At 71.3% G+C, this 23,467-nt stretch carries 24 protein-coding genes; 20 read left to right on the top strand and 4 right to left on the bottom strand.

Annotated elements, in window-relative coordinates:
* Positions 1–530: 530 nt before the first annotated feature.
* Complete coding sequence (locus QFZ82_RS06520) at positions 531–1,295, bottom strand: IclR family transcriptional regulator (protein ID WP_307712224.1); 765 nt, start codon at positions 1,293–1,295, stop codon at positions 531–533.
* 68 nt (positions 1,296–1,363) lie between these two features.
* Here QFZ82_RS06520 and dhaM point away from each other — a divergent pair, with 68 nt between their 5' ends.
* The 11 genes from dhaM to QFZ82_RS06465 all read left to right on the top strand — a co-directional run bounded on the left by dhaM (position 1,364) and on the right by QFZ82_RS06465 (position 9,181).
* Positions 1,364–1,747, top strand: a complete 384-nt coding sequence (dhaM, locus tag QFZ82_RS06515) for a dihydroxyacetone kinase phosphoryl donor subunit DhaM (RefSeq protein WP_307712223.1) — start codon at positions 1,364–1,366, stop codon at positions 1,745–1,747.
* On the top strand, positions 1,731–2,015 hold the full coding sequence (locus QFZ82_RS06510; RefSeq protein ID WP_307712222.1) for an HPr family phosphocarrier protein: 285 nt from the start codon (positions 1,731–1,733) through the stop codon (positions 2,013–2,015). The genes dhaM and QFZ82_RS06510 overlap by 17 nt, the downstream gene beginning before the upstream one ends.
* On the top strand, positions 1,999–2,490 hold the full coding sequence (locus QFZ82_RS06505; protein ID WP_307712221.1) for an ATP-binding protein: 492 nt from the start codon (positions 1,999–2,001) through the stop codon (positions 2,488–2,490). The genes QFZ82_RS06510 and QFZ82_RS06505 overlap by 17 nt, the downstream gene beginning before the upstream one ends.
* 17 nt (positions 2,491–2,507) lie before the next feature.
* Positions 2,508–2,876, top strand: coding sequence for a hypothetical protein (locus tag QFZ82_RS06500; RefSeq protein ID WP_373429241.1), 369 nt, complete (start codon positions 2,508–2,510; stop codon positions 2,874–2,876).
* A 242-nt stretch (positions 2,877–3,118) separates the two neighbouring features.
* Complete coding sequence (locus tag QFZ82_RS06495) at positions 3,119–3,355, top strand: hypothetical protein (RefSeq protein ID WP_307717640.1); 237 nt, start codon at positions 3,119–3,121, stop codon at positions 3,353–3,355.
* A 618-nt stretch (positions 3,356–3,973) separates the two neighbouring features.
* Positions 3,974–5,389 (top strand): DEAD/DEAH box helicase, encoded by a 1,416-nt coding sequence (locus QFZ82_RS06490; RefSeq protein WP_307712220.1) that lies wholly within the window; start codon positions 3,974–3,976, stop codon positions 5,387–5,389.
* Positions 5,390–5,580: 191 nt separating this feature from the next.
* Positions 5,581–5,823, top strand: coding sequence for a DUF5302 domain-containing protein (locus QFZ82_RS06485; protein ID WP_307712219.1), 243 nt, complete (start codon positions 5,581–5,583; stop codon positions 5,821–5,823).
* A gap of 735 nt (positions 5,824–6,558) precedes the next feature.
* Positions 6,559–6,975, top strand: coding sequence for an aspartate 1-decarboxylase (gene panD / locus QFZ82_RS06480; protein ID WP_307712218.1), 417 nt, complete (start codon positions 6,559–6,561; stop codon positions 6,973–6,975).
* Between the two features lie 73 nt (positions 6,976–7,048).
* Positions 7,049–7,390 carry a GNAT family N-acetyltransferase gene (locus tag QFZ82_RS06475; protein ID WP_307712217.1) on the top strand — a complete coding sequence of 114 codons (342 nt, stop codon included), beginning with the start codon at positions 7,049–7,051 and terminating at the stop codon, positions 7,388–7,390.
* 223 nt (positions 7,391–7,613) lie between these two features.
* Positions 7,614–8,426 (top strand): MBL fold metallo-hydrolase, encoded by an 813-nt coding sequence (locus QFZ82_RS06470; RefSeq protein ID WP_307712216.1) that lies wholly within the window; start codon positions 7,614–7,616, stop codon positions 8,424–8,426.
* 44 nt (positions 8,427–8,470) lie between these two features.
* Entirely contained in the window at positions 8,471–9,181 is a 711-nt protein-coding gene (locus tag QFZ82_RS06465) for an aspartate/glutamate racemase family protein (RefSeq protein ID WP_307712215.1), read from the top strand.
* Between the two features lie 372 nt (positions 9,182–9,553).
* Here the strand turns inward: QFZ82_RS06465 and gndA are convergent, their stop codons facing one another.
* Entirely contained in the window at positions 9,554–10,996 is a 1,443-nt protein-coding gene (gene gndA, locus QFZ82_RS06460; protein WP_307712214.1) for an NADP-dependent phosphogluconate dehydrogenase, read from the bottom strand.
* Between the two features lie 384 nt (positions 10,997–11,380).
* Between gndA and QFZ82_RS06455 the strand changes: the two genes are divergently transcribed.
* The 6 genes from QFZ82_RS06455 to QFZ82_RS06430 all read left to right on the top strand — a co-directional run bounded on the left by QFZ82_RS06455 (position 11,381) and on the right by QFZ82_RS06430 (position 17,948).
* Positions 11,381–12,142, top strand: a complete 762-nt coding sequence (locus tag QFZ82_RS06455) for a DeoR/GlpR family DNA-binding transcription regulator (protein WP_307712213.1) — start codon at positions 11,381–11,383, stop codon at positions 12,140–12,142.
* A 118-nt stretch (positions 12,143–12,260) separates the two neighbouring features.
* Positions 12,261–13,616, top strand: a complete 1,356-nt coding sequence (locus tag QFZ82_RS06450) for a sugar ABC transporter substrate-binding protein (RefSeq protein WP_307712212.1) — start codon at positions 12,261–12,263, stop codon at positions 13,614–13,616.
* Positions 13,613–14,602, top strand: a complete 990-nt coding sequence (locus QFZ82_RS06445) for a carbohydrate ABC transporter permease (RefSeq protein ID WP_307712211.1) — start codon at positions 13,613–13,615, stop codon at positions 14,600–14,602. The genes QFZ82_RS06450 and QFZ82_RS06445 overlap by 4 nt, the downstream gene beginning before the upstream one ends.
* On the top strand, positions 14,599–15,474 hold the full coding sequence (locus QFZ82_RS06440) for a carbohydrate ABC transporter permease (protein ID WP_307712210.1): 876 nt from the start codon (positions 14,599–14,601) through the stop codon (positions 15,472–15,474). The genes QFZ82_RS06445 and QFZ82_RS06440 overlap by 4 nt, the downstream gene beginning before the upstream one ends.
* Complete coding sequence (locus tag QFZ82_RS06435; protein WP_307712209.1) at positions 15,471–16,460, top strand: zinc-dependent alcohol dehydrogenase family protein; 990 nt, start codon at positions 15,471–15,473, stop codon at positions 16,458–16,460. Before QFZ82_RS06440 ends, QFZ82_RS06435 begins: the two co-directional genes overlap by 4 nt.
* Positions 16,461–16,619: 159 nt before the next feature.
* Positions 16,620–17,948, top strand: a complete 1,329-nt coding sequence (locus QFZ82_RS06430; RefSeq protein WP_307712208.1) for a peptidoglycan DD-metalloendopeptidase family protein — start codon at positions 16,620–16,622, stop codon at positions 17,946–17,948.
* On the opposite strand, the gene QFZ82_RS06425 is transcribed toward QFZ82_RS06430, so the two are convergent.
* Entirely contained in the window at positions 17,829–18,866 is a 1,038-nt protein-coding gene (locus tag QFZ82_RS06425) for a DMT family transporter (protein WP_307712207.1), read from the bottom strand. The two genes, QFZ82_RS06430 and QFZ82_RS06425, sit on opposite strands and share 120 nt — an antisense overlap.
* A gap of 330 nt (positions 18,867–19,196) precedes the next feature.
* Here QFZ82_RS06425 and QFZ82_RS06420 point away from each other — a divergent pair, with 330 nt between their 5' ends.
* From QFZ82_RS06420 to QFZ82_RS06410, 3 genes are all read left to right on the top strand, one after another.
* Positions 19,197–19,907 carry a (2Fe-2S)-binding protein gene (locus QFZ82_RS06420; RefSeq protein WP_307712206.1) on the top strand — a complete coding sequence of 237 codons (711 nt, stop codon included), beginning with the start codon at positions 19,197–19,199 and terminating at the stop codon, positions 19,905–19,907.
* A gap of 93 nt (positions 19,908–20,000) precedes the next feature.
* The gene (locus QFZ82_RS06415; RefSeq protein ID WP_307712205.1) at positions 20,001–21,464 is read left to right on the top strand and encodes an SDR family NAD(P)-dependent oxidoreductase; all 1,464 of its coding nucleotides are present in this window, start codon (positions 20,001–20,003) and stop codon (positions 21,462–21,464) included.
* 298 nt (positions 21,465–21,762) lie between these two features.
* A complete protein-coding gene (locus tag QFZ82_RS06410; protein WP_177147326.1) occupies positions 21,763–21,933 on the top strand; it encodes a hypothetical protein in 171 nt (56 codons plus the stop codon).
* 100 nt (positions 21,934–22,033) lie between these two features.
* Here the strand turns inward: QFZ82_RS06410 and QFZ82_RS06405 are convergent, their stop codons facing one another.
* Entirely contained in the window at positions 22,034–23,440 is a 1,407-nt protein-coding gene (locus tag QFZ82_RS06405) for a lipase maturation factor family protein (protein ID WP_307712204.1), read from the bottom strand.
* Positions 23,441–23,467: the final 27 nt, after the last annotated feature.

Here is a 23,467-nt window from a genome sequence, read left to right as displayed (position 1 = left end):
GTTCGATGATCGGTGCATACGGGATCGATGGTGGGAAGAGCCGGGAGCGGGGCGCAGTTCACACGGCCGCCTCTGCCGGGCCGCGCCTCATGCACAGCCCCGCCCCCGATCCGGTTCAGGCGCCCCACCGAGCATTCCCGGCGGCCCTCCGTGGAACGGGGCGCTGCCGATGATGGCGGCCGCGGGGACGGACCCGACGCCGATGAACACCAGCACGCCAGTCCTCAGCGTTCCGGCGAGGAGCTTTGGGGGATAGGAGTTCTCTTCCATCTGACGGCGCCCGGTGCCGACGCCGGCACGGACGCTTCACCTCCTCCGCGTGATGCGGGCTGGGAAGGGGAGGAGCCGCTGGGTCCTCCGGTTCGGGCAGAACCCGGCAGCCATGTGGGACCGGACGATCCGCCCCTCGAGTTCATTATTGATGAACGCTGTTCCGGAAGTTAAGCCCGCGTTTCATGCCTGTCAAGAGGCTCTGCAACCGGTCGGCCGCACGTCGGCGCCGAACGAGCCCGCGATGCGGTGCTGCACGCCTAGGCGCCCGAGGTGTAGGCGCCCCGGCGTGGGGCGCCCAGGTCGCGGGAGAGATTGCGGGCGGTCTCGCGGACTGCGACGGCGAGTTCCTGGCGCTCCGGTTCGCCCAGCATGCGCTCGACCGGGCCGACGATGCCGATGGCGCCCACCACCTCGCCGGAGCGGTCGAAGACCGGCGAGGCGATACCCGCGTCTCCGATGGCCGACTCCTGGTCCTCGACGGCGTAGCCCGCTTTGAAGACGTCCTGCAGGTGCCGCTCGAGTTCCTCCCGGCTGGTCATGCTGGCGCCGGTGAGCACCGCCAGATCCCCGGCGAGCAGACGGTCGCGCTCATTCGCCCGCAACGACGCCACGATGGCCTTGCCCAGGGCGCAGGTATTCCACGGGATGCTCGCACCCACCTCGAGGATCTGCACCGCCCCCTCGGGGCGGAAGGCGTGGTGGACGATCAGTACGTGATCTCCCGTGAGGACTCCCACCCACACGGCTTCCTTCGTCCGGTTCGCCAGAGCGTCCGCCCAGGTCAACGACCGCGTCCGCAGTTCCTGGGTGTCCAGATAGGCGTTGCCCAGATGCACCAGGTTCGGTCCCAGCTGGTACTTCGAGCTGTCCCGGTCCTGCGAGACCAGCCCCTCGATCTCCAGCGTGCGCAGCAGTGCGTGCACCGTGGGCTTGGCGACACCCAGCCGCTCGGCCAGTTCTGTCACACCCAGCCGGGGTCCGCCAGAGGCGAGTTCCCGAAGGATCTGCACTGCTCGATGCACAGCCTGGACCATAGAAATCTCCGATTCAGTATTGCTGAACAGCGTTCCGAGATTTAACATGACTGTTCATGAGTGCACACGTCGGCATCGTACTCGTGTCCCACAGCGCCGAACTCGCCGCAGGCCTGCGCCCGCTGGTGGAGCAGATCGGCTCCGACGTCGTTTCCGTCGTCAGCGCGGCCGGAACCGACGACGGCAGCATCGGCACCAGCTACGACCTTGTTCTCAACGCGACCAAGGACGCCGACCGGGGCGCAGGAGTTCTGGTTCTCCCCGACCTCGGCAGTTCCGTGCTGACCACCCGCACTGTCCTGGTCCCCCCGGACGTCGTCATCGTCGACGCTCCCTTCGTCGAGGACGCCGTCGCCGCAGTGGTCGCTGCCGCATCCGGTGCCGACCCGCAAACCGTCGCCAACTCCACTGAAAAGGCCCGCCATGTCCGCAAGCTCTGACACCCCCGCCGCCACGAGTCACGAAGCAGCCGTAGTGCTTCCCGCCAACCTCCACGCCCGCCCCGTGGGCCGGCTCGCCCGTGCCGCAGGCGGGTTCGACAGCACCATCGAGCTGGACTACAACGGCAAGACGATCAATCCCACCGGCGTTCTCGGCGTCATGGGCCTGGGGGCCACGGCCGGCAGCACGGTGACCGTACGGGCCACCGGTCCCGACGCCCACGACGCGGTCGCCGCGCTGACCGGCGTCCTTGCCAACGCCGAATAGCCCTGGCCGTCATGAGGCCGCAGATGACGAGCCGCGATCTGTACGCACCCCCGGCCGGCGCGGCGCCTGTCGGCGAAGCGAATACACCTGTCCGCTGCCGCATATCCCTGAAACAGTCCGCACCACGCGCCATCGTGCGCGCACCGTGCTCGGAGGCTGGGCCATACCGGCGGCGACGGCAGACGACGCGGTCCTGGTGATAGCCGAGCTGGTCACCAACGCCATCGCTCATGCCCTGCCGCCGGCCGTGCTGCGGCTCTCGCTGCCTGTCGGCGGCAGTCGGAGGGCCTTGCGTGTGGAAGTCACGGACTGCGGCCCTGCTCTCACCGCTGGGTCCGCTCCCGCCGATGCCGGGTCCGGTCTGGCGGAGTGCGGCCGTGGAGGAGGCATCGTCGGGGCTCTCGCCCTTCAGCACGGCCTCTTCTACCGGGCCGCTCGTGTCACCAGATGGGCCGACCTCCCCGTCGCAGCCTGAGCAGGCCAGCGCAGCCAGTGAGCGACAGGCGAATACTGCGGGCATGGACACGGCGGGCACTGAACGCCGGGCCGGCGACTCCCGGCGACATTCTCCGGGCCCGCTACCGTCGCCGCCTGCCCGAACTCGCCGACGCCCACGGCAGCATGCTGCTGACCACTCATCACCGGGCCGTCGGACGCGGCGCCCGTGTCGTCGACGAGACGCACTGGGACGGCCTGCCCACCGGCGAGGGACGCCGGACCACCACCGGCGACATCCCGGTCCAGCCTCGTCACGAGCGGCCGCGGGGCGAGGAGACCGGCCCGTTGCAGGCCCTGCTGAACAGGCTGCGGCCACCCAGATCCAGGCCGGGCACCGACCGCTGTCGGTCTATGACGAGCTGACCGGCACCCAGGCAGCCAGCAGCAGCACGGCCGGCAGCCCACCCCCAGGGCCAGGGCCTCCAGCCGTACGACTGAGCGGCACTGGTGCCGGTGGCCAGTGGCCGCAGCTGGGAGCAGGTCGCGGGCGCATGGTCGATGAGACCGGCACCAGGCGTGCGCCGTGTGAAGTCGCACGCCGCTGCTGCAGCTGCTTCGCTGGAGAAGAGGCGGTGCGGTCGCGCCGGCAAGGATGAGGAGTGACCATGGCGGTCTGTGAAGTATGTGGCAATGATTATGCCTTGTCGTTCGAAGTCCATACGGCAGGCGATGCGGTGCACGTCTTCGACAGCATTGAGTGTGCCGCGCATCGTCTCGCTCCCATCTGCGATCACTGCGGATGCAGGATCTTGGGCCACGGGTTGCAGGTTGCAGGGCAGTTCTTCTGCTGTGCGCACTGCGCCCGCCTTCAGGGTCATACGGAACTGGCTGATAGCGCCTGAGCCCGCACCAGCTCCACGGATACCTGAAATCCGACCGGCACACCCATGCCGAGGATGCGAAAGACCCGGAACCGGTTGCTGACGACGACCCCAAGAGGGACGACAGCGCCTCCACACGTGCGCGCACCGTGAAGAAGATCAGGACCGCGAAAAATAGGCATTCGCGGCCGGGGTCGCGCTCTTCCGTGCGAGGTGCGGCGGTCGGGTGCCATGGCGCTGAGCGGGCGGGCTCATCCCGCGGCGCTCGCGGTGCTGAGGAACTTGAAAGGTCCGTCAGCGGAACTGTCGTGATCTATCTGTGCGTGGGCGCTCAGGAGGGGTGGTTCGGCTGCTGGTCCGGGGGCGTGCCGCCCCCTTCGCCGCCGCCCTTGTTCCCGCGATCGGTGCCGTGAGCACGGCCACCGCCCTTGGTGGGCTCTGCTGCCTTGCGGGACTGGGTGTCTTCCGGCGTCTTCCGCCGGTTCTGGGGGACAGCAGGTTCCTTTTGTGCCTTGTGTTAGTGTCACGCGTTTGCGTGGTCGTCGCGGTGGGCGATTCTGCCTGTTCGGTTCAGCTTGTGCGTGGGCTGTTCCATCCTGCCGGGCCTTCCTCGGTACGTTCCCTTGCGGAAGGCTGTTCATGAAGCATCCCGACGACTCCGGCATCGCTCACGGCGGTCCCGCCCAGTCCGAGGCCACCACTCCGGCGCTGCCCCCGGCCGTCTCCTTCGCCGGCCTGGAACTGCCGGTGGAGGTGCTCCGGACACTGAGCGGACTCGGGGTGCACGAACCCTTTCCGATCCAGGCCGCCACACTGCCCGATGCCCTGGAGGGGCGCGACGTCCTGGGGCGCGGGCGCACCGGATCGGGCAAGACGCTCGCCTTCGGCCTGTCGCTGCTGACACGTACGGCCGGGCGGCGCGCCGAACCGAAGCAGCCCCTCGCTCTGATCCTTGTGCCCACCCGGGAGCTGGCCCTACAGGTCACCCAGGCGCTGACGCCGTACGCCGAGGCATTGCGGCTGCGGATGGCCACGGTCGTCGGCGGCATGTCGATCGGCCGGCAGGTCGCTGCGCTGCGCCAGGGAGCCGAGGTGGTCGTCGCCACCCCCGGACGCCTGCACGACCTGATCGAGCGCAACGCCTGCCGCCTGGGACGGGTAAGGATCACCGTGCTGGACGAGGCCGACCAGATGTGCGACTTGGGATTCCTGCCGCAGGTTGCCGACGTGCTCGACCAGGTACACCCCGACGGTCAGCGGATGCTGTTCTCGGCCACTCTGGATCGCGACGTCGATCAGCTGGTCCGCCGCTACCTCCACGACCCTGTTGTCCACTCGGTCGACCCGTCCGCGGGCACGGTCTCGACGGTGGAGCACCACGTTCTGGTCGTCCACGGCCCTGACCGCTACGCCGTCACCACGGAGATCGCCGCCCGCGACGGCCGCGTACTGCTGTTCCTCGACACCAAGCACGCCGTCGACCAGATCACCCGGCATCTGCGGGCCAGCGGGGTGCACGCCGGAGCCCTGCACAGCGGCAAGTCCCAGCCACAGCGCACACGGACCCTGGCGCAGTTCAAGAACGGCCAGATCACCGTTCTGGTGGCGACCAATGTCGCGGCCCGTGGCCTGCACGTCGACGACCTCGATCTCGTGGTCAACGTCGACCCGCCCACCGACCCCAAGGACTACGTGCACCGGGCCGGCCGCACCGCCCGCGCCGGTGAGTCCGGCAGCGTGGTCACGCTCGTGCCGGCGGGCCAACGCCGCGAGACGAGCCGCATGATGGCCGAGGCCGGCATCGAGCCTACCGTCACCAAGGTGCGCTCGGGCGAGGCGGTACTGAGCCGGATCACCGGCGCCAAGGCTCCCTCTGGCACCCCGCTCGACGGCGGGCCTGCCGTCCCCCGACCCAAGAACAGCAACGCTCCCTTCCGCGGCCTCGGCACCAGCAAGGACACCTCCCGCGGCGCCGGCGGCAAGTCCCGAAAGGCCGGCGAGGCCCGCAAGCTCGCCGAGGCCCGCAAGGCCGCCCTCGTGCGTCGCAACGGCTGAAAGCCGTTGCCCTGTCAGCGAATCTCCTGGCCAGGGATCGACCACCCTCGGCCCGGCCCGAAGCCCGTCCTGTGCCTCCACTACGAAGCGAAAGCCCTCGGCCGCGCGGAGCAGGATGATGTTGCCGGTGCCCCGCACTGCGCCCGGCATGACAAGCTGTGCTGGCCCACCCCCGAACCCAGGAGGTCACCATGACCGCAGAGCCCGTAACTACTGAAGGTTCGGAGCCGGCTGCCCCCGAGACGTCCCCTCTGGCGCCGGACAGCGACGGCAACTACGACCTCAAGCGCAAGTTCCGCGAAGCCCTGGCGCGCAAGCGCGGTGCGCAGGCGGATGCGGCCGATGTTGCCGCCAACCCGGATGCGTCGAAGGTGCGTGCGGCGCACGGTCCGGCTGCGAGCCAGCGGTCGTTCAGGCGTAAGAGCGGCGGCTGAGTCGATCAGTCCCGCGGTCCGGCCGCTCTGCCGGCGCTCTGCGCGCTGTCCACTCGCCCGCCCGGTGCCGTGGCCCGCGACGTGCGCATGTCCGTGTGCGGGTGTGGGCGAGGCGTTGCCGGCGGTCTCGCCTGTGGGAGGGACCAACTGCGGCAGGGCGAGGGGTGCGGCGGCCTGAGTTGCCCGGGCGGCCCTTGCGGCGATGCGCTGCCCGCCGTCCTCGCCTCCGCCGTGCGCGGCTGATGCACGGACCGGCGGGGGGGTACGGACACCGCCGTCCCGATCCGCCACGGGGCGTGCAGGGGTGTCAACTGCGCCGCGGGAACGCAGGGTTTCCGGTGACGAGGCGGGCGTGGTCGAGTAGTCGGTCCCCACCTCCTCAGGGGTGGAGGAGAGGGGGGCTGGGGTCAGCCGATCCATGGCGGTGCGCGGACCGACTCTCGGTCGACCGCCTTCGCTCCTGACTGCCGCCCAGACAGCCGGAGTGACGGTGATCACGGACACCCTTCGGAGGGTGCTGCGTAAGCTTGTGCCGTCGTCGCGGTGGGGTCCGGGAGAGCGGGCGAAGCCCTCCTGCAGTCACCTGGCGGTGTGTCAGGAAAGTCGGCAAGTGGTCAGCATGAGTCCTGGAAAACCTGGGGACTGCTGCCCGGACATGCGACTCGTTGTAAGGTAAGGAAACCGCACTTGACCTGCATAAACGCAGGCAGGGAGCCTACATCCGGGAGTACCTCGATGATGCGTACCATGTTCAAGTCCAAGATCCATCGCGCGACCGTCACCCAGGCCGACCTGCACTACGTCGGCTCCGTCACCGTCGACCGCGACCTCATGGACGCCGCCGATCTCCTGCCCGGCGAGCTCGTGCACATCGTCGACATCACCAACGGCGCCCGCCTGGAGACCTACGTCATCGAGGGCGAGCGCGGCAGCGGAGTCATCGGCATCAACGGGGCGGCCGCCCACCTCGTCCACCCCGGCGACCTCGTGATCCTCATCAGCTACGCCCAGGTCGACGACGCCGAGGCGCGCGCCCTCGTGCCCAGCGTCGTCCACGTCGACGCCGGCAACCGGATCGTGGCCCTCGGGGCCGACGCGTCCGCCCCCGTGCCGGGCACCGACACCGCGCGCAGCCCTCACGCCGTCGTCTGACCCCCTCGTTCCACCGCCGGCGGGGACCGCCCGTCGGCGGCCCCGTCCGACGCATCGAGGAGAGAACCCCGCCGTGGGAGAGATCGAGATCCGCGACAACCGGTCCGCAGGGCTGCTGGAAGCGCACCTGGACGGGGAGGTGGCCGGTCGCATCGCGTACTTCGTGCTGGCCGGGGACACCGCCGCACTCGTCGCCGTGCACACCGTGGTCGAGCCGGGACACGAGGGCCAGGGCATCGGGGGCGCCCTCGTGCGCGAGTTCTACGCGACGGCGGCGCGCGAGAACGTCCCCGTCGTACCGCTGTGCCCGTACGCCGCGAAGTGGGCGCTGAAGCACCCCGACGAGGCGCCGGCCGCGCCCGCCGATCTCGTCCGGGAGGCCGAGGAGCAGGTCAAGGCACACCCGGAGCTGTGACGGCAAGGGCACGGTGAGCCCCGGGACCGGCGGTCCCACCGCCGGTCCCGGGGCATGCCGGGACCTTGTGCGGCAGCGGGCCCGGCCCCGCTGGGGGACACTGTGAGACAGAAGCACTGATGTCGGCCCGGGGGGCACGCCTCACCTGCACAGGGCCTGCACGTGACCGCGGCGCCGTGAGCCGTGATCCGATCCCTGCACGCGGGGGGTTCCCGGAGAAGTCATGGCCATTCACCGAATCGGACACGAGATCAGCGTCCTCGGCGACCACCTGCCGGTACCCGGCATCGGCTACCTCACGGTCAACGCCTTCGTGCTCCACGCGGCCGAACCCGTCGTCGTCGACACGGGACTCGGCCTGCCCGACCGCACCTTTCTCGACATGGTCGGCAGCGTCGTCGACCCCGAGGACGTGCGCTGGATCTGGCTCACGCACCCCGACCGCGACCATACGGGCGGCCTGTTCGCGCTGCTGGCCGCGGCGCCGCGGGCGCGCCTCGTGACCACGTACCTGGCGGTCGGCATCATGTCGACCGAGCGGCCCCTGCCCCTGGACCGGGTCTTCCTGCTCAACCCGGGGCAGTCCCTCGACGTCGGCGACCGGGTCCTGCACGCCTTCCGGCCGCCGCTGTTCGACAACCCCGCCACGGTCGGCTTCTACGACGACAAGTCGGCCGCCTGCTTCAGCTCCGACTGCTTCGGCGCTCCCATCGCCAGCCCCGACCTCGCCGGGGGAGCCACCGCGGGCGACATCAAGGACGACGAGCTGCGGGCGGGGCAACTGCTGTGGGCCACCGTCGACAGCCCCTGGATCCACTGCGTCGACCCCGAGAAGTACGCGGCCAGTGTGCGGCCGCTGCGCGAGATGGCGCCCGAGGCCGTGCTGAGCACCCACCTGCCTCCCGCGCTCGGCCTCGCACCGCAGATGATCGACAACATCTCCGCGGCGCCCGAAGCCGATCCGTTCGTCGGCCCCGACCAGCAGGCGCTGGAGCAACTGCTCGCCGGCTTCGAACCGGGAGGCGCCCCTCGATGAGCGCCGGTGCCGGCCTCCCCGTGCGAGACCCCTACGATTCCGGCATGCTGGCACTGCTGCACACCTCCCCGGTCCACGTCCCGGTCTTCGACGCCCTGCGCGACACCCACCACCCCGCCCTGCCGCTCCGCCACCTCGTCCACGAGGACCTGCTCGCGCGGGCCCGGCGCGACGGTCCGGACGCGGTCGCGGCCGCCGTCGCCGACGTGATCGCCGGCGCCGCCGCGGACGGTGCCGATGCCGTGCTGTGCACGTGCTCGACCATCGGCGGCGTGGCCGAGGCGGCCGCCGGCCGGGCCGGCGTCCCCGTGCTGCGGGTCGACAGGCCCATGTGCGCCGCCGCGGCCCGCGCGGAGCGGGTCATGATCGTGGCCACCGTCGCCAGCACGCTGGAACCGACCGCGGCCCTCGTCCGCGAGGAGGCCCGCGGCCGTGAGCCACGGCTGCGGACCCTGGTCGTCGAGGACGCCTGGGAGCGCTTCGAGGCGGGGGACCGGGACGGCTACCTCGACGCTGTCGCGGCCGCCGTCGAAGGGGTGCGCGACGCGGACGTCGTCGTGCTGGCCCAGGCGTCGATGGCGGACGCGGCGGCCCGGACGCGGACGGCGCTGCCGGTGCTCTCCAGCCCGGAGCCCGGACTGCGGGCCGCGGCCGAGGCCGCGCTGTCCGCCGGCCCGGCACCGGCGGACACGACGTCCGACGGCACCCCCGCGTCCGGTCCGCAGCCTCCGGTCTCCCCGCATCCGGTGGCCTGACGACTGGACCCGGCGAGGGTGGGAACGCGCACCGGTAGAGACTGGGAACGCACGACTTCGCACCCTGGAGGTCCGGCATGACCCACCCCCACCCCGACCCCGCGCCTCCCGTCCCCACACCGGATCCCGGCGTGCCCCCCGACCCGGGGCCGCTGCCGGGGCCGGTGCCGACGCCGACGCCCCAGCCGGGCCCCGCACCGGATCCGATCCCCACGCCGCCGGGACCTGCTCCGGAGCCCGTACCGCCTCCCGAACCCCAGCCGGGCCCTGCCTGACGGACCCGGCCCCCCGGACCGGCCGCCGGCGAGGCCGGTCTGGTCCGGTCCGGTCCGGTCCGGGGCACGGAAGGCCGCCCGCCGGGAGGAGGCGGCCTCAGTCCGACCGCACCTCGGAGCGGTCACCGCCCCACAACGTGTGGAACGAGCCCTCCCGGTCGGTCCGCCGGTAGGTGTGCGCACCGAAGAAGTCGCGCTGGCCCTGCGTCAGCGCCGCGGGCAGCCGCTGCGCGCGCAGCGCGTCGTAGTAGGCCAGCGCCGCCGCGAACCCCGGCGTCGGGACGCCCTGACGTGCCGCCGTCGCGACCACCTCGCGCCAGTCGTCCTGCGCCGCCCCGATCTCCTCCGCGAACTGCTTGTCCGACAGCAGACTCGGCAGCTCCGGCTGGGCGTCGTACGCCGCGCGGATACGGTCCAGGAACGCCGCGCGGATGATGCACCCGGCCCGCCAGATCGCCGCGACCGCCCCCGAGTCGACGTCCCAGCCGTACGCGTCGCTGCCGGCCCGCACCTGATGGAAACCCTGCGTGTACGACACGATCTTGGACGCGTACAGCGCCTGCTCGACCCGGTCGGCGAACCGGGCCGCCTCGTCCGCGCCCAGCGGCTCCGGCACAGGGCCGGGCAGCGCCCGCGACGCCTCGCGCAGCCCGGCGTGCCCCGACAGCGAACGGGCGAACACCGCCTCCGCGATCCCCGACACCGGCACGCCCAGGTCGAGCGCGATCTGCACGGTCCAGCGGCCCGTGCCCTTCTGCTCCGCCTGATCGGTGACCACGTCCACGAACGGCTCGCCCGTCGCCGCGTCCGTGTGCGCCAGCACCTCGGCGGTGATCTCGATCAGGTACGAGTCCAGCCGCCCCTTGTTCCAGTCCCGGAACGTCCGGGCGATCTGCTCCGGTGAGTATCCGGCGACCGCGCGCAGCAGGTGGTACGCCTCGGCGATCAGCTGCATGTCGGCGTACTCGATGCCGTTGTGGACCATTTTGACGAAGTGGCCCGCGCCGTCGGGACCGACGTGGGTGACGCACGGCGTCCCGTCCGGGGCCTTCGCGGCGATCCGCTCCAGGAGCGGGCCCAGCGAGGCGTACGACTCGGCCGAACCGCCCGGCATGATGCTGGGCCCGTTCAGCGCGCCCTCCTCCCCGCCGGAGATGCCGACGCCCACGAAGTGGATGCCGCGCTCCCGCAGCTCCTTCTCGCGTCGGCGGGTGTCGGCGAAGTGGGCGTTGCCGCCGTCGATGATGACGTCGCCCTCCTCCAGCAGCGGCGCGAACTCCTCGATCACCGCGTCCGTGGCCTCGCCCGCCTTCACCATCACGACCAGCCGGCGGGGCCGCTCCAGTGCCGCGACGAACTCCTCGGCCGACTCGGCCGCGACGAACGTGCCCTCGTCACCGAACTCCCCGACCAGCGCGCGCGTCCGTGCCGCGGTGCGGTTGTGCACGGCCACGGTGAGCCCGTTGCGCGCGAAATTGCGGGCGAGGTTGCGGCCCATCACCGCGAGTCCCGTGACACCGATCTGGGCTGTACCACTCATGCGTGTGCTCCTGGAGTCCGTCGGAAGATCCGTCCGTGCCGTCACTGCCCGCTGTTCCGGATACGCATACGTGCGGGCGGCCCCGGCCATTCACCGATCCTCGACGCACAGGCGGCGTTCCGCACTCTGCCCGGCCCCGCTCGTGCCGCACTCGGGCACCGTTCGGACTCCGTCACGTGCGAAGCGGGCGCCGACGGGGCCCGTCGCGCCCGCGCGCAGGCGGCCGACCAGCGACGACGCGCTCGGCGAAACGGGCAGGAACGGGCATACCCCGTCCGGCGAAGACGCTGGTCCAGCGGCCTCGGTTGCTTGTACAAACGACGCATGGGCCCGAACGGACGACGGGCCCGCCATGCAGCACCAGCACAGGCAGGGATGTGGGCCGTGGACACCGAGGAACGCCGGCGGGCCATTCTCGACACCGCCCGACGGGACGGGTCGGTCGAGGTCAACGCGCTGGCCGCCCGGCTCGAGGTGGCCAAGGAGACCATCCGCCGCGACCTCCACACCCTGGAGGAGCACGGACTCGTCCGGCGCACGCACGGCGGCGCGTACCCGGTCGAGAGTGCGGGCTTCGAGACGACGCTGGCGATGCGCACGACGCGCCAGGTACCGCAGAAGTCGAGGATCGCGGCGGCCGCCGCCGACCTCCTCGGTGACGCGGAGACGGTCTTCGTCGACGAGGGATTCACCCCGCAGCTCGTCGCCGAACACCTGCCGAGGGACCGGCCGCTGACCGTGGTCACCGCCTCGCTGGCCGTCGCATCCGTCCTCGCGGACGCCGAGAAGACCGCCGTCCTGCTGCTCGGCGGCCGACTGCGCGGCCAGACCATGGCCACGGTCGACCACTGGGCCACCCGGATGCTCGCCGGCTTCGTCATCGACCTGGCGTACGTCGGGGCCAACGGCATCTCCCGCGAGTACGGCCTGACCACACCCGACCCGGCCGTCGCCGAGGTCAAGGCGCAGGCCATGCGCAGCGCGCGACGGCGCGTCTTCGCCGGCGTGCACAGCAAGTTCGGAGCGGTGAGCTTCTGCCGTTTCGCCGACGTCGGCGACTTCGAGACCGTCGTCACCGACACGGGCCTGTCCTCGGCCGAGGCCCAGCGCTACTCCCTCATGGGGCCGCAGGTCGTCCGCGTCTGAGCCGCGCCGCCGAAGCCCCGCCACAAGAGCCATATCAGCCGCACCCGGGCCGCCGGGCGGGTTCGGCGTACCCGGAAACGACGGCAGCAGAGCCGCTACCAGTGATCAGGAGAACCAGATGCCCCATCAACGACGACGACGTGGCCTCCGCGTACGTGCAGGGGCGGGCGGGGCAGCCATGGCGCTGCTCGCCGGATGCGCCGGAGCGGGCGGGACCTCCTTCGGAGGCGGTGACGCCCTCAACGTCCTCATGGTCAACAACCCGCAGATGGTCGAACTGCAGAAGCTGACGGCCGAGCACTTCACCGAGGAGACCGGCATCAAGGTCAACTTCACGGTGCTCCCGGAGAACGACGTCCGCGACAAGATCAGCCAGGACTTCTCCAACCAGGCCGGACAGTACGACATCGCCACCATCAGCAACTTCGAGGTCCCGTTCTTCGCCGAGAACGGCTGGCTGCACCCGCTCGACGAGTACACCCGCACCGACACAGCCTTCGACCAGGACGACATCCTGAAGCCGGTCGCCCGGTCGCTCAGCTACGACGGGAGCGTGTACGCCGAGCCCTTCTACGGCGAGTCGTCCTTCCTCATGTACCGCAAGGACGTCTTCGCCGAGCACGGCCTGACCATGCCCAGACAGCCCACCTGGCAGCAGGTCGCCGACCTCGCCGCCGAGGCCGACGGCGCCGAGAAGGGAATGAAGGGCATCTGCCTGCGCGGACTGCCCGGCTGGGGTGAGGTCATCGCACCGCTCACCACCGTCGTCAACACCATGGGCGGCACCTGGTTCACCGAGGACTGGCAGGCACGGCTCGACTCACCCGAGTTCAAGAAGGCCACCGAGTTCTACGTCGACCTGGTGCGCAAGCACGGCCAGTCCGGCGCTGCCCAGTCCGGCTACGCGGAGTGCCTCAACAACATGACCCAGGGCAAGACCGCCATGTGGTACGACGCCACGGCCGGCGCCGGGTCGCTGGAGGCGGCCGGCTCCCCCGTGAAGGACAGGATCGGATACGTACCGGCGCCGGTGGAGCGGACCGACAGCTCCGGCTGGCTCTACACCTGGGCCTGGGGCATGCAGAAGGCGTCCAAGAAGTCGGACAAGGCCTGGAAGTTCATTTCCTGGGCTTCCGGCAAGGGCTACGAGCAACTGGTCGGTGAGCAGAGCGGCTGGGCGAACGTACCCGCGGGAAAGCGGGCCTCCACCTACGACCGGCCCGAGTACCTGGCCGCTGCCGGCGCGTTCGCGAAGGTCACGGAGAAGGCCATCACCGGCGCGAACCCCGACGACCCCGGCACCCAGCCGCGCCCCACAGCCGGCATCCAGTTCGTCGGCATCCCGGAGTTCACCGACCTCGGGACGAAGGTCTCCCAGGAGATCAGCGCGGCCATCGCCGGCCGCCAGTCCGTCACCCAGGCCCTGAAGACCTCGCAGTCGCTGGCCGAGAAGGTCGCGAAGGAGTACCAGTGAGCACATCCCTCAGCACACCGGCAGGGCCGGGCGCGCGCAGAACCTCCCCGGACCCCGTCGCACGTCCTGCGCACGACCGGCGCCGCAGTGACCGTATGCGCGCCTGGGCCACCCGGGCGCCGCTGCTGCCCGCGCTCGTCTTCCTGATCGCCGTGACCCAGCTGCCCTTCGTGGCCACGCTCGTGATCTCGCTTTTCGACTGGAACTCGCTCGACCCCGACGAACGCGCGTTCACCGGCCTGTCCAACTACGCCCTGGTGTTCACCGACCCCGCCCTGCGCGAGTCCGTCCTCACCACGGTGCTCCTGACCGCGGCCGTCGTCGTCACCGCCGTGGTCCTCGGACTCCTGCTGGCCCTCCTCCTGGACCGCGCCTTCCCCGGCCGCGGGCTGGTGCGCACCCTGCTCATCACCCCGTTCCTGCTGGTGCCGGTCTCCGCGGCACTGCTGTGGAAGCACGCGCTCTACAACCCCGAGTACGGACTGCTCAACGGAGCACTCACCTGGGTCGCCGGGCTGTTCGGCGACGAGAGCCCGGCGCAGCCCGACTGGATCTCCGAGATGCCGCTGCTCGCCGTCGCGGCGTCGCTCGTGTGGCAGTGGACGCCGTTCATGATGCTGATCCTGCTCGCCGGGCTGCAGAGCAGACCCGCCGAGACGATGGAGGCGGCCCGGCTCGACGGTGCGGGCGCCTGGCAGATCTTCCTGTACCTGACGCTGCCGCACCTGCGCCGCTATCTCGAACTCGGCATCCTGCTGGGCTCGGTGTACATCGTGCAGAACTTCGACGCCGTTTTCACCCTCACCTCGGGCGGCCTCGGCACCGCCAACCTCCCGTACACGATCTACCAGACCTTCTACCAGGCCCACGAGTACGGACTGGCGTCCGCCGCGGGAGTCGTCGTCGTGATCGGCACCATCGTCATCGCGACCTTCGCGCTCCGGGCGGTCTCGTCCCTCTTCCGTGAGGAGGCGACCCGCGCATGACCACTGCCGCACTCCCGCCGCGGCACCAGCTGCCGCCCGCCGCCCGCAAGGCCCGGCGCCGCTCCGTAGCCCTCGGCGTGCTGGCCTGGGCGGCCGGAATCGGATTCTGCCTGCCGGCCCTGTGGATGCTGCTCACCTCCTTCCACTCGGAGGCGGACGCCGCCACCAATCCGCCCTCGCTGGCTGCAGCCTTCACCCTCGACGGCTACCGCGAGTTCTTCGGCGGCTCCGGCGGTCCCACCCCCTGGCCGCCGCTGATCAACTCCCTGTCCGCGTCCGTCTTCTCCACGATCCTCGTACTCGTCCTCGCGCTGCCCGCCGCGTACGCGCTCTCCATCAGACGGGTCCGCAAATGGACCGACGTGATGTTCTTCTTCCTCTCCACCAAGATGCTGCCGGTCGTCGCCGGACTGCTCCCCGTCTACCTGTTCGCGAAGAACGCCGGGATGCTGGACAACGTCTGGCTCCTGGTTCTCCTCTACACCTCGATGAACCTGCCGATCGCGGTCTGGATGATGCAGTCCTTCCTCGCCGACGTACCGGTGTCGATCATCGAGGCCGCCCAGGTCGACGGCGCCCGGCTGCCCACCGTGCTCGCCCGGGTCGTCGCGCCCGTGGCGGGGCCGGGCATCGCCGCGACCGCCCTCATCTGCTTCATCTTCAGCTGGAACGAGCTGCTGTTCGCCCGGGTGCTCACCGGCGTCGTCGCCCAGACCGCTCCCGTGTACCTGACCGGATTCGTCACCAGTCAGGGCCTGTTCCTCGCCCAGCTGTGCGCCGCGTCCGTCGTCGTGTCCCTTCCGGTGCTCGCCGCCGGCTACGCCGCCCAGGACAAACTGGTCCAGGGCCTGTCTCTTGGAGCCGTCAAGTGAGGGCAGCGATCGTCGAAGCACCCGGCAAGGTCACCGTCACGACCGTGCCCGACCCGGCTCCGGGCCCCCGCGACGTCGTGGTCTCCGTGGCGTCGTGCGGGCTGTGCGGCACCGATCTGCACATCCTCCAGGGCGAGTTCGCGCCCACCCTGCCGATCGTGCCCGGCCACGAGTTCGCCGGCGAGGTCGTCGGCATCGGCAAGGACGTCACCGAACTGGCCGTCGGGGACCTGGTCGCGGTCGACCCGTCGCTCCACTGCCACGAGTGCCGCTACTGCCGCAGCGGGCGCGGCAATCTCTGCGACCGCTGGGCGGCCATCGGTGTCACCGTCCCCGGCGGCGCCGCCGAGTACGCGGTGGCGCCCGTCGCCAACTGCGTGAAACTGCCCGGCCACGTCGACGTCGCGGACGCGGCGCTCATCGAGCCCCTGTCCTGCGCCGTGCGCGGCTACGACGTGCTCAGCAACACGCTCGGCGCCGAGGTCCTCGTCTACGGCTCGGGAACGATGGGCCTGATGATGCTGGAGCTCGCCAAGCGCACCGGCGCGGCCGGTGTCGACGTCGTCGACGTCAACCCCGACCGGCTGGCCACCGCCGGTCTCCTCGGCTGCTCGCGCACGGCGGCCTGTGCCGACGAAATCGAGCGCCCCGGCGGCTGGGACGTCGTCATCGACGCCACCGGCAACGCCAAGGCCATCCAGGACGGCCTCGGCCGCGTCGCCAAGGGCGGCACCTTCCTCCAGTTCGGCGTCGCCGACTACGCGACGACGGCGGTGATCGAGCCGTACCGCATCTACAACCAGGAGATCACCATCACCGGCTCGATGGCCGTGCTGCACAGCTACGAGCGGGCTGCCGCACTCTTCGCGACCGGCGTGCTCGACGCGTCGGTGTTCATCAGCGACCGGCTGCCGCTGGAACGGTACGCGCAGGCCATGGAGCAGTTCCGGGCGGGCCGCGGCCGCAAGATCGTGGTGGAGCCGTAAACCGTGCCCTGGCCCCGGCGGTGCGACTTCGGCCGGGGCCGGGGCAGCTTTCCGGACACTCTCGGGCTGAAACCTTGTCACCCTCCGTATTCCGCCCCTACGTTGGCCGCCTGCGGCATGACCTGCATGCGTGACCTACATGTAGTGGGGGAGCACACCATGGCCGGAACCGGTCGGCACCGTCGATATCAGCCGAGTCGTATCAACCGCGCTTCGCTCACCGTCACCGCCGGCGGCGCCGGCATGGCGCTGCCCCTCATCGGCGCGGGATCGGCCCACGCGGCGTCCGTCGACGCCTGGGAGAAGGTCGCGGCCTGCGAGTCCACGAACAACTGGAAGGTCAACACCGGCAACGGCCACTACGGCGGGCTCCAGTTCAGGCAGGCCACATGGGAGGCGTACGGCGGCACGCGGTACGCCGCGCGTGCCGACCTCGCCACCAAGGACCAGCAGATCGCCGTCGCCGAGAAGGTCCTCGAAGGGCAGGGCCCGCGCGCGTGGCCCACCTGTTCGGAGCGCGCCGGGCTCAGCCGGGGCGGGGACGCGCCGGGCCTCGCGCCCGCAGGACCTGCCGAGCCGGAGCGGCTGCGCGGATCCGAGCGCGCCGCGTCGCCCACGACCGTGCCGACGCAGCGCGAGGGCTACACGGTCGCCCCCGGGGACTCGCTGTCCCGCATCGCGCAGCAGGAGCGGGTCAGGGGCGGCTGGCAGCGGCTGTACGCGCAGAACCGCGCCGTGGTCGGTGACGACCCCGATCTGATCTTCCCCGGCCAGCGGCTCGTCCTGCGCGCACCGGCCGCACCGGCCGCACCGGCTGCTCCGGTCGAGAAGCGCCCCGGCAGCAAGGAACGCGCCTCCGGCGGAGAGCGCACCGACGCCCCGTGGTCCGGCAGCCGGGAACGCACAGCACCCGAGCGGCGCGGGGGCCCGGCGGCGAAGCCCGAGCGCGGCGGACCCGCGGCGAAGCCCGAACAGCGGTCCCAGAAGCGGTCCGCCGAACCGCGCAAGCCCCAGCGGCAGGCGCCGAAACCGCGGACCGAGCCCAAGCCGCGTACCCCGGCCGAGGCCGCGCCCGACCGGCACGCCGGCTTCAGCGCCCCCGTGGCCGCCGGCCCGTCGACCGCGTACCGCAAGGCGGGCTCCTCCTGGTCGAGCGGGTACCACACGGGCGTGGACTTCCCCGTGCCCACCGGGACCTCCGTGAAGGCCGTCGCGCCGGGCACCGTGGTGTCGGCCGGCTGGGCCGGCGCGTACGGCTACGAGATCGTCATACGCCATCGCGACGGCAGGTACAGCCAGTACGCGCATCTGTCGGCGCTCACCGTGCGCGCCGGCCAGAAGGTGACGTCCGGCCAGCGGATCGCCCGCTCAGGATCCACCGGCAACAGCACGGGACCGCATCTGCACTTCGAGATCCGCACCGGACCCGGATACGGCTCCGACATCGACCCCCTCGCCTACCTCAGGGCCGGCGGCGTGTCGATCTGACCCGGCGCGCTGGGCGGCGATGCGATCGCCCCGCAACGGCACGTGCCTGTCCGGTCGTCCGTGGGGAGTGTGCCGGTGCGGGGGGTGCACACCGTGGCCCAGCCGCTCGATCGTCAACAGGATCAGCCCGCCCGCGGCCACCACACCGCAGCCGAGCGCCAGCACCGTGCCCGCGACGCCGTAGCGGAAGTCCTCGCCGAACAGCGTGATCCCCACCGCCGCGGCCACCACGGGGTTGACCACCGTGACCGTGGCGAGCGGTGCCGCGAGCCCGGCTCCGCGGTACGAAGCCTGGGACAGCAGCAGCCCGCCGACCGCGAACACGGCCACGACGAGCAGGCTCGGCCACTGGGTCACCGGCGAGGCCCAGTCCCAGTCGACGGCGACGGTCTTGGTGAACACGGAGGCGATGCCGAAGGCGACGCCCGCCGCACCGGCCAGCAGCACGCTGCGGACGATCGGCCGGTGCACCCCCTGGGCGCCCAGGAAGAGCAGGACCACGGTGCCGACCGTCACCGCCGCGAGCACCGCGCGTTCCGCGCCGCTCAGGGACTGGGCGGCGGAGCCCTCCGTGAGCGCGAGGAGCCCCGCGAGCCCGACGGTCGCCATGATCGCGCCGCGCCACGCGGTCGCGCCCGCCCCGCGTCGTACGAACACCGCGGCCATCGGCAGCGCGAACACGATCGTGAGCGCGCCGAGCGGCTGCACGACACTGAGCGGCCCGTACGCCAGCGCCACGACGTGGAGCACCGCGCCCACGCCGTTGAGCACGACGGCCACCCACCAGCCGGCGTGGTTCAGCGGCGCGTAGGTGCGGGACGGCGTGGTGGTCGCCACGTGCTCCTGGAGGATCGCCCCGGCCGCGTAGGCGACCGCGGAGACCAGGGACAGGAGCACGGACAGCGCGAGGGAGCTCATGGTGACCACCCTGTCCCCCTTCTGCTTCCACGTCGTCGTTCTTGAGCAGGCACTTGTCCGTACTGCCGCGGTAGTACGGGAGGACGTCCCGGATCCCCCTTCCGGCGGGGGCGCGGGCGGGCCGGGGGGACCACCGGCCCGCCCGCCGCACGGGTTCATCCCCAGTATCCGTTCTTGCACCCCTGCCGCGCGCGGCACGGCCGGCGACGGCCGTGTCTTCGGGACACCGGTGTCGTCCGCCGCCGGACTCCGCGACATCCTTACGGTGATCCGGTGCGCCGTCACCGGATTTTCGGCGGGCCGGAACGGGTGGGAGAGCGGGGGAGCGGCATGGATCCGACGCTGTTGGCCGAGACGGCGTCCGTCGGCGGGTTCTTCGCGCTGCGCGCGGGCGAGCCGGAGCCCGGTCACCGTCCGCTCGCCGACGTGTACGCGGCCCGGAGTCCCTTGCTCACCGTGCGCGTCGACACGGTCGCCGCCGGGCTGCGCGCGCCCGAGCGCCGCGTCGCCGCCTCGGTCGCCCACCTCGGGCTCGCAGCCCGCCTGTGGTCGGTGGCTCTTGGTTGCGCGGCGCTCCACGGCCGCGTGCCCGACCTCGACCCGGCCCTGCTGCACTGGGATCCGGCCAGGAGCGCGCCCGACGACCTCGTGCTGCGGGAGGTCCGCGGGCTCCCCGCGGACGCGGCCACCGTCCGCGAGACCGTGCAACTGCGGCACCTCGTCCCCCTCGCCGAGGCAGTGCGGCGCGACACCCGTGTCTCGTCGCGGCTGCTGTGGGGCAACGCGGGCTCCGCCCTCGCGGGAGCGGTACGGGAGCTGATGGCGTGGTCGCGGCGCACCGGGCGGCCCGAGACGGCCGAGCGGGCGGCCTCGCTCGCGGGCGAGCTGTTCGCCGGTCCCGGGCTGGCCGGGACGGTGCACGGTCCCGCGCTGCGGCGCCGTACCTGCTGCCTGTACTACCGCTGTCCGTCGGGCGGGCTGTGCGGCGACTGCGTGTTCGACCGGCCGCCGGGTCGCCCGCAGAGCCGAGGCCGGGCATGACGTGACGCTCGTCATTTGGCCGGCACCCCTTCACTCAGTAAAATCGCGCTTTTGAAACTCCGGCATTCGAGTGATCGAGGAACAACACAGGCCATGACCGTCACAGAGGACAGCCCGGTAGACGGACCGGGCATCGACCCCGAGCGTCTGGCCGTCTGCCTGAGCGTGCTCGAAGAGCTCGACAAGCTGGAGATCGACCACCCGGACGCCATCGCCGTGCGCCGCGCCACCGCCGGCATCTACCGGACGGTCAAGCAGCGCCGCCGCCAGGAGCGCCGGGCCGCGAAGACCGCGCACGACAGGGCCGTCACCGAGGCCACCGCCACCGGCTCCGCCGAGCGCATCGACGACGAGACCCAGGGGCTGCTGCCGTCCTCGTCCGTCATGGGCGAGATCGCGGGCATACTCCAGCGACCCCGTTCCTGCTACATCTGCAAGACCCGCTACGTCGAGGTCGACGCCTTCTACCACCAGCTGTGCCAGAAGTGCGCGGCCGACAACCGCGCCCGCCGGGACGCCCGCGCCGACCTGACCGGCAAGCGCGCCCTGCTCACCGGCGGCCGGGCCAAGATCGGCATGTACATCGCGCTGCGGCTGCTGCGCGACGGCGCCCACACCACCATCACCACGCGCTTCCCGGGCGACGCCATCCGCCGCTTCAAGGCCATGCCGGACAGCGACGAGTGGATCCACCGGCTCAAGATCGTCGGCATCGACCTGCGCGACCCCGCGCAGGTCGTGGCCCTGGCCGACTCCGTCGCCGCCGAGGGCCCGCTCGACATCCTGATCAACAACGCGGCCCAGACCGTGCGCCGCTCGCCCCAGGCGTACAGCGAGCTCGTCGCCGCCGAGTCGGCTCCGCTGCCGGCGGGCGAGCTGCCGCCCGCGCAGGTCATCGGCACGTTCGGCAGCGGCGCGGTGGACGCCGTCGCCGCCCTGCCCTCGTCCCGCGGCGAGGGCCTGAGCGCCCAGGACGTCACCGACCTCGCGCTCGTCAGCGGCTCCGCGTCCCTGGAGCGCATCGCGGCCGGCACCGCCATCGACGCCGGCGGCCTGGTCCCGGACCTGCACGACACCAACAGCTGGATCCAGACGGTCTCCGAGGTCGACCCGGTCGAGCTGCTCGAGGTGCAGCTCTGCAACTCCACCGCCCCGTTCATCCTGATCAGCAGGCTCCGCCCGGTGATGGCGGCCGCCGCGGGCCGGCGCAAGTACGTGGTGAACGTCTCCGCGATGGAGGGCGTCTTCAGCCGCGGCTACAAGGGTGCGGGCCACCCGCACACGAACATGGCCAAGGCCGCGCTCAACATGCTCACCCGCACCAGCGCGCAGGAGATGTTCGAGAGCGACGGCATCCTGATGACCGCCGTGGACACCGGCTGGATCACCGACGAGCGCCCCCACCCGGACAAGATGCGTCTGGCGGAGGAGGGCTTCCACGCCCCGCTCGACCTCGTCGACGGAGCCGCCCGCGTGTACGACCCGATCGTCCGCGGCGAGAGCGGCGAGGACCTGTTCGGCTGCTTCCTCAAGGACTACGCTCCCGCAAACTGGTAACAATCGGGCAACTCGCCCATAACTCCACCCCCTTCGGCCGGTGCACCAGCAGGTGCACCGGCCGTTGTCCATCTGGAGGGGGTCGTTGGCGTGAATTGAGCCGCATTATTGGCCCCATCGAGCGGGGGTCCGCTCATTTGGTTACCCTAGGGTGAACGGACGGCCTCCAAGGGATCCACAAGCCCCCTTCGGCCGTCCTGGGACAGGCTTGCAACCAGGCTGCGGTCCCGCCCGAGTTGACGGCGCCACCGCGACCCAACTGCCCCTGTCCCACATACGCGACACAGAGGAGTGCGCGGTGACACCAGATGCGAAGCATGAGAAGCGGCCGTCGGAGAACGGCACCGAACCGCCCGGCAAGACCGAGGAGCTCCGCAACCTCGAGGTCTGGGCCCGTTCCGCCCCCATCCGGTTGGCCGGATACGAGGAAGACCTGGCCGAGCCGCACATCCTTCCCGGCATCGACTGATCGGCGCTTCGCCCCGTGCCCCCTGCCTTCCCGGCAGGGGGCACGGGTGTGTTCACCGTGACTGCCCGCCATCAGGACCGGGCGCGGCACACCCGCCGTTTCAGCGCAGCCTCGTCGGCGCCAGGAAGTCCCGTATCGCGGTCCGGTGCCACCACGCCCCCGTCCGCCGCCACTCCTGCCAGGTCGTGAACCGGTAGTGGTACAGCCGCGCGCGCACCTGCACCGGCGGGGCGTCCGGGAAGGGGTTGTGCGCGAGCAGCCGCAGCGTGTCCCGGTCACCGTCCAGCAGGCGCTCCACGAAGGGCAGGAACCAGGAGCGGGCGTAGGCGGGGGAGAGCGCGGCGAACCACATCATCCAGTCGAGACGCAGGTGATACGGCGCGAACTGGCGCGGCAGCCTGCGGACATCGCCCGGTTTGCCCTTGAAGCCGTACTCGCGCCACACCGTGCCCTCGTGGGCCACGCGCTCGTCCGTGCCCTCCACCACGATCTCGTAGCGGACCCGGCCCACCGTCCCGAACGCCCCGTACGAATTGACCAGATGGAGGGGGTCGTAGGAACGGTTCATCGCCTGGCGCCGCGAGAGCAGGTTGCGCACGGGCCGGTAGCTCAGGGCCAGCAGCCCCGCGGCCACGATCAGCACCAGAACCGTGTACCACAGCGGGGCGTCCGGCAGTTCGGGGCCGTCGGCGATCAGCGAGCCGTCGACGGCGGGCAGGGCCAGTACGATCGTCAGCCAGTTCAGCCAGGCGAAGTTGCCCGAGAGCACCAGCCACAGCTGGGTCACCACGATCAGGCCAGCGGCGGCGCTCGCCACCGGTTGGGGAGTGAACAGCAGGACGGGCACCACCAGCTGCACCACATGGTTGGCGCCCGCCTCCACGCGGTGCGCGGGCTTCGGCAGATGGTGGAAGAACCAGCTCAGCGGGCCGGGCATCGGCTGGGTCTCGTGGTGGTAGTACAGGCACGTCAGCTCCCGCCAGCACAGGTCGCCGCGGAGTTTGATGAGCCCGGCGCCGAACTCGACCCGGAACAGCACCCAGCGCAGCAGCCAGAGCACGACCACCGGGGGTGCGGTGCGCTCGTTTCCGAGCCAGACCGCGAGGAACCCGGTCTCCAGCAGCAAGGACTCCCAGCCGAAGCCGTACCAGGTCTGGCCGACGTTGACGATGGACAGATACAGCGCCCACAGCACCGCCCACCACGCCATCGCGGCGCCGAGCGGGACGTCGTCGGCGGCGCCGGCGACCAGCGCGGCCGACAGCAGGACGCCGGTCCAGGCGACGAGGGCGAAGAAGCGGTCCGAGTAGTGCAGCCGGAACAGGGTCGGCACCTCGAGGGCGGGCACCCGGCGCAGGAACGCCGGCACCGGCAGCATGCCCCGCTCGCCGATCAGCGCGCGGAACTGCAGCGCCGCCGAGAGGAAGGCGACCAGGTACACGGCGGCGAGAGCCCGCTGGAAAACCAGCCGGCTCAGCCAGTAGGCATCGTCGCCGAACCACTCCATCCCTCCCAGTATCGGACAGCCGTCCCG

The organism is Streptomyces sp. V4I23, assembly GCF_030817975.1.
GTDB lineage: Bacteria > Actinomycetota > Actinomycetes > Streptomycetales > Streptomycetaceae > Streptomyces.
Note: the sequence above shows the minus strand (reverse complement) of the source record. Positions and strands in the feature narration are given on the sequence as shown.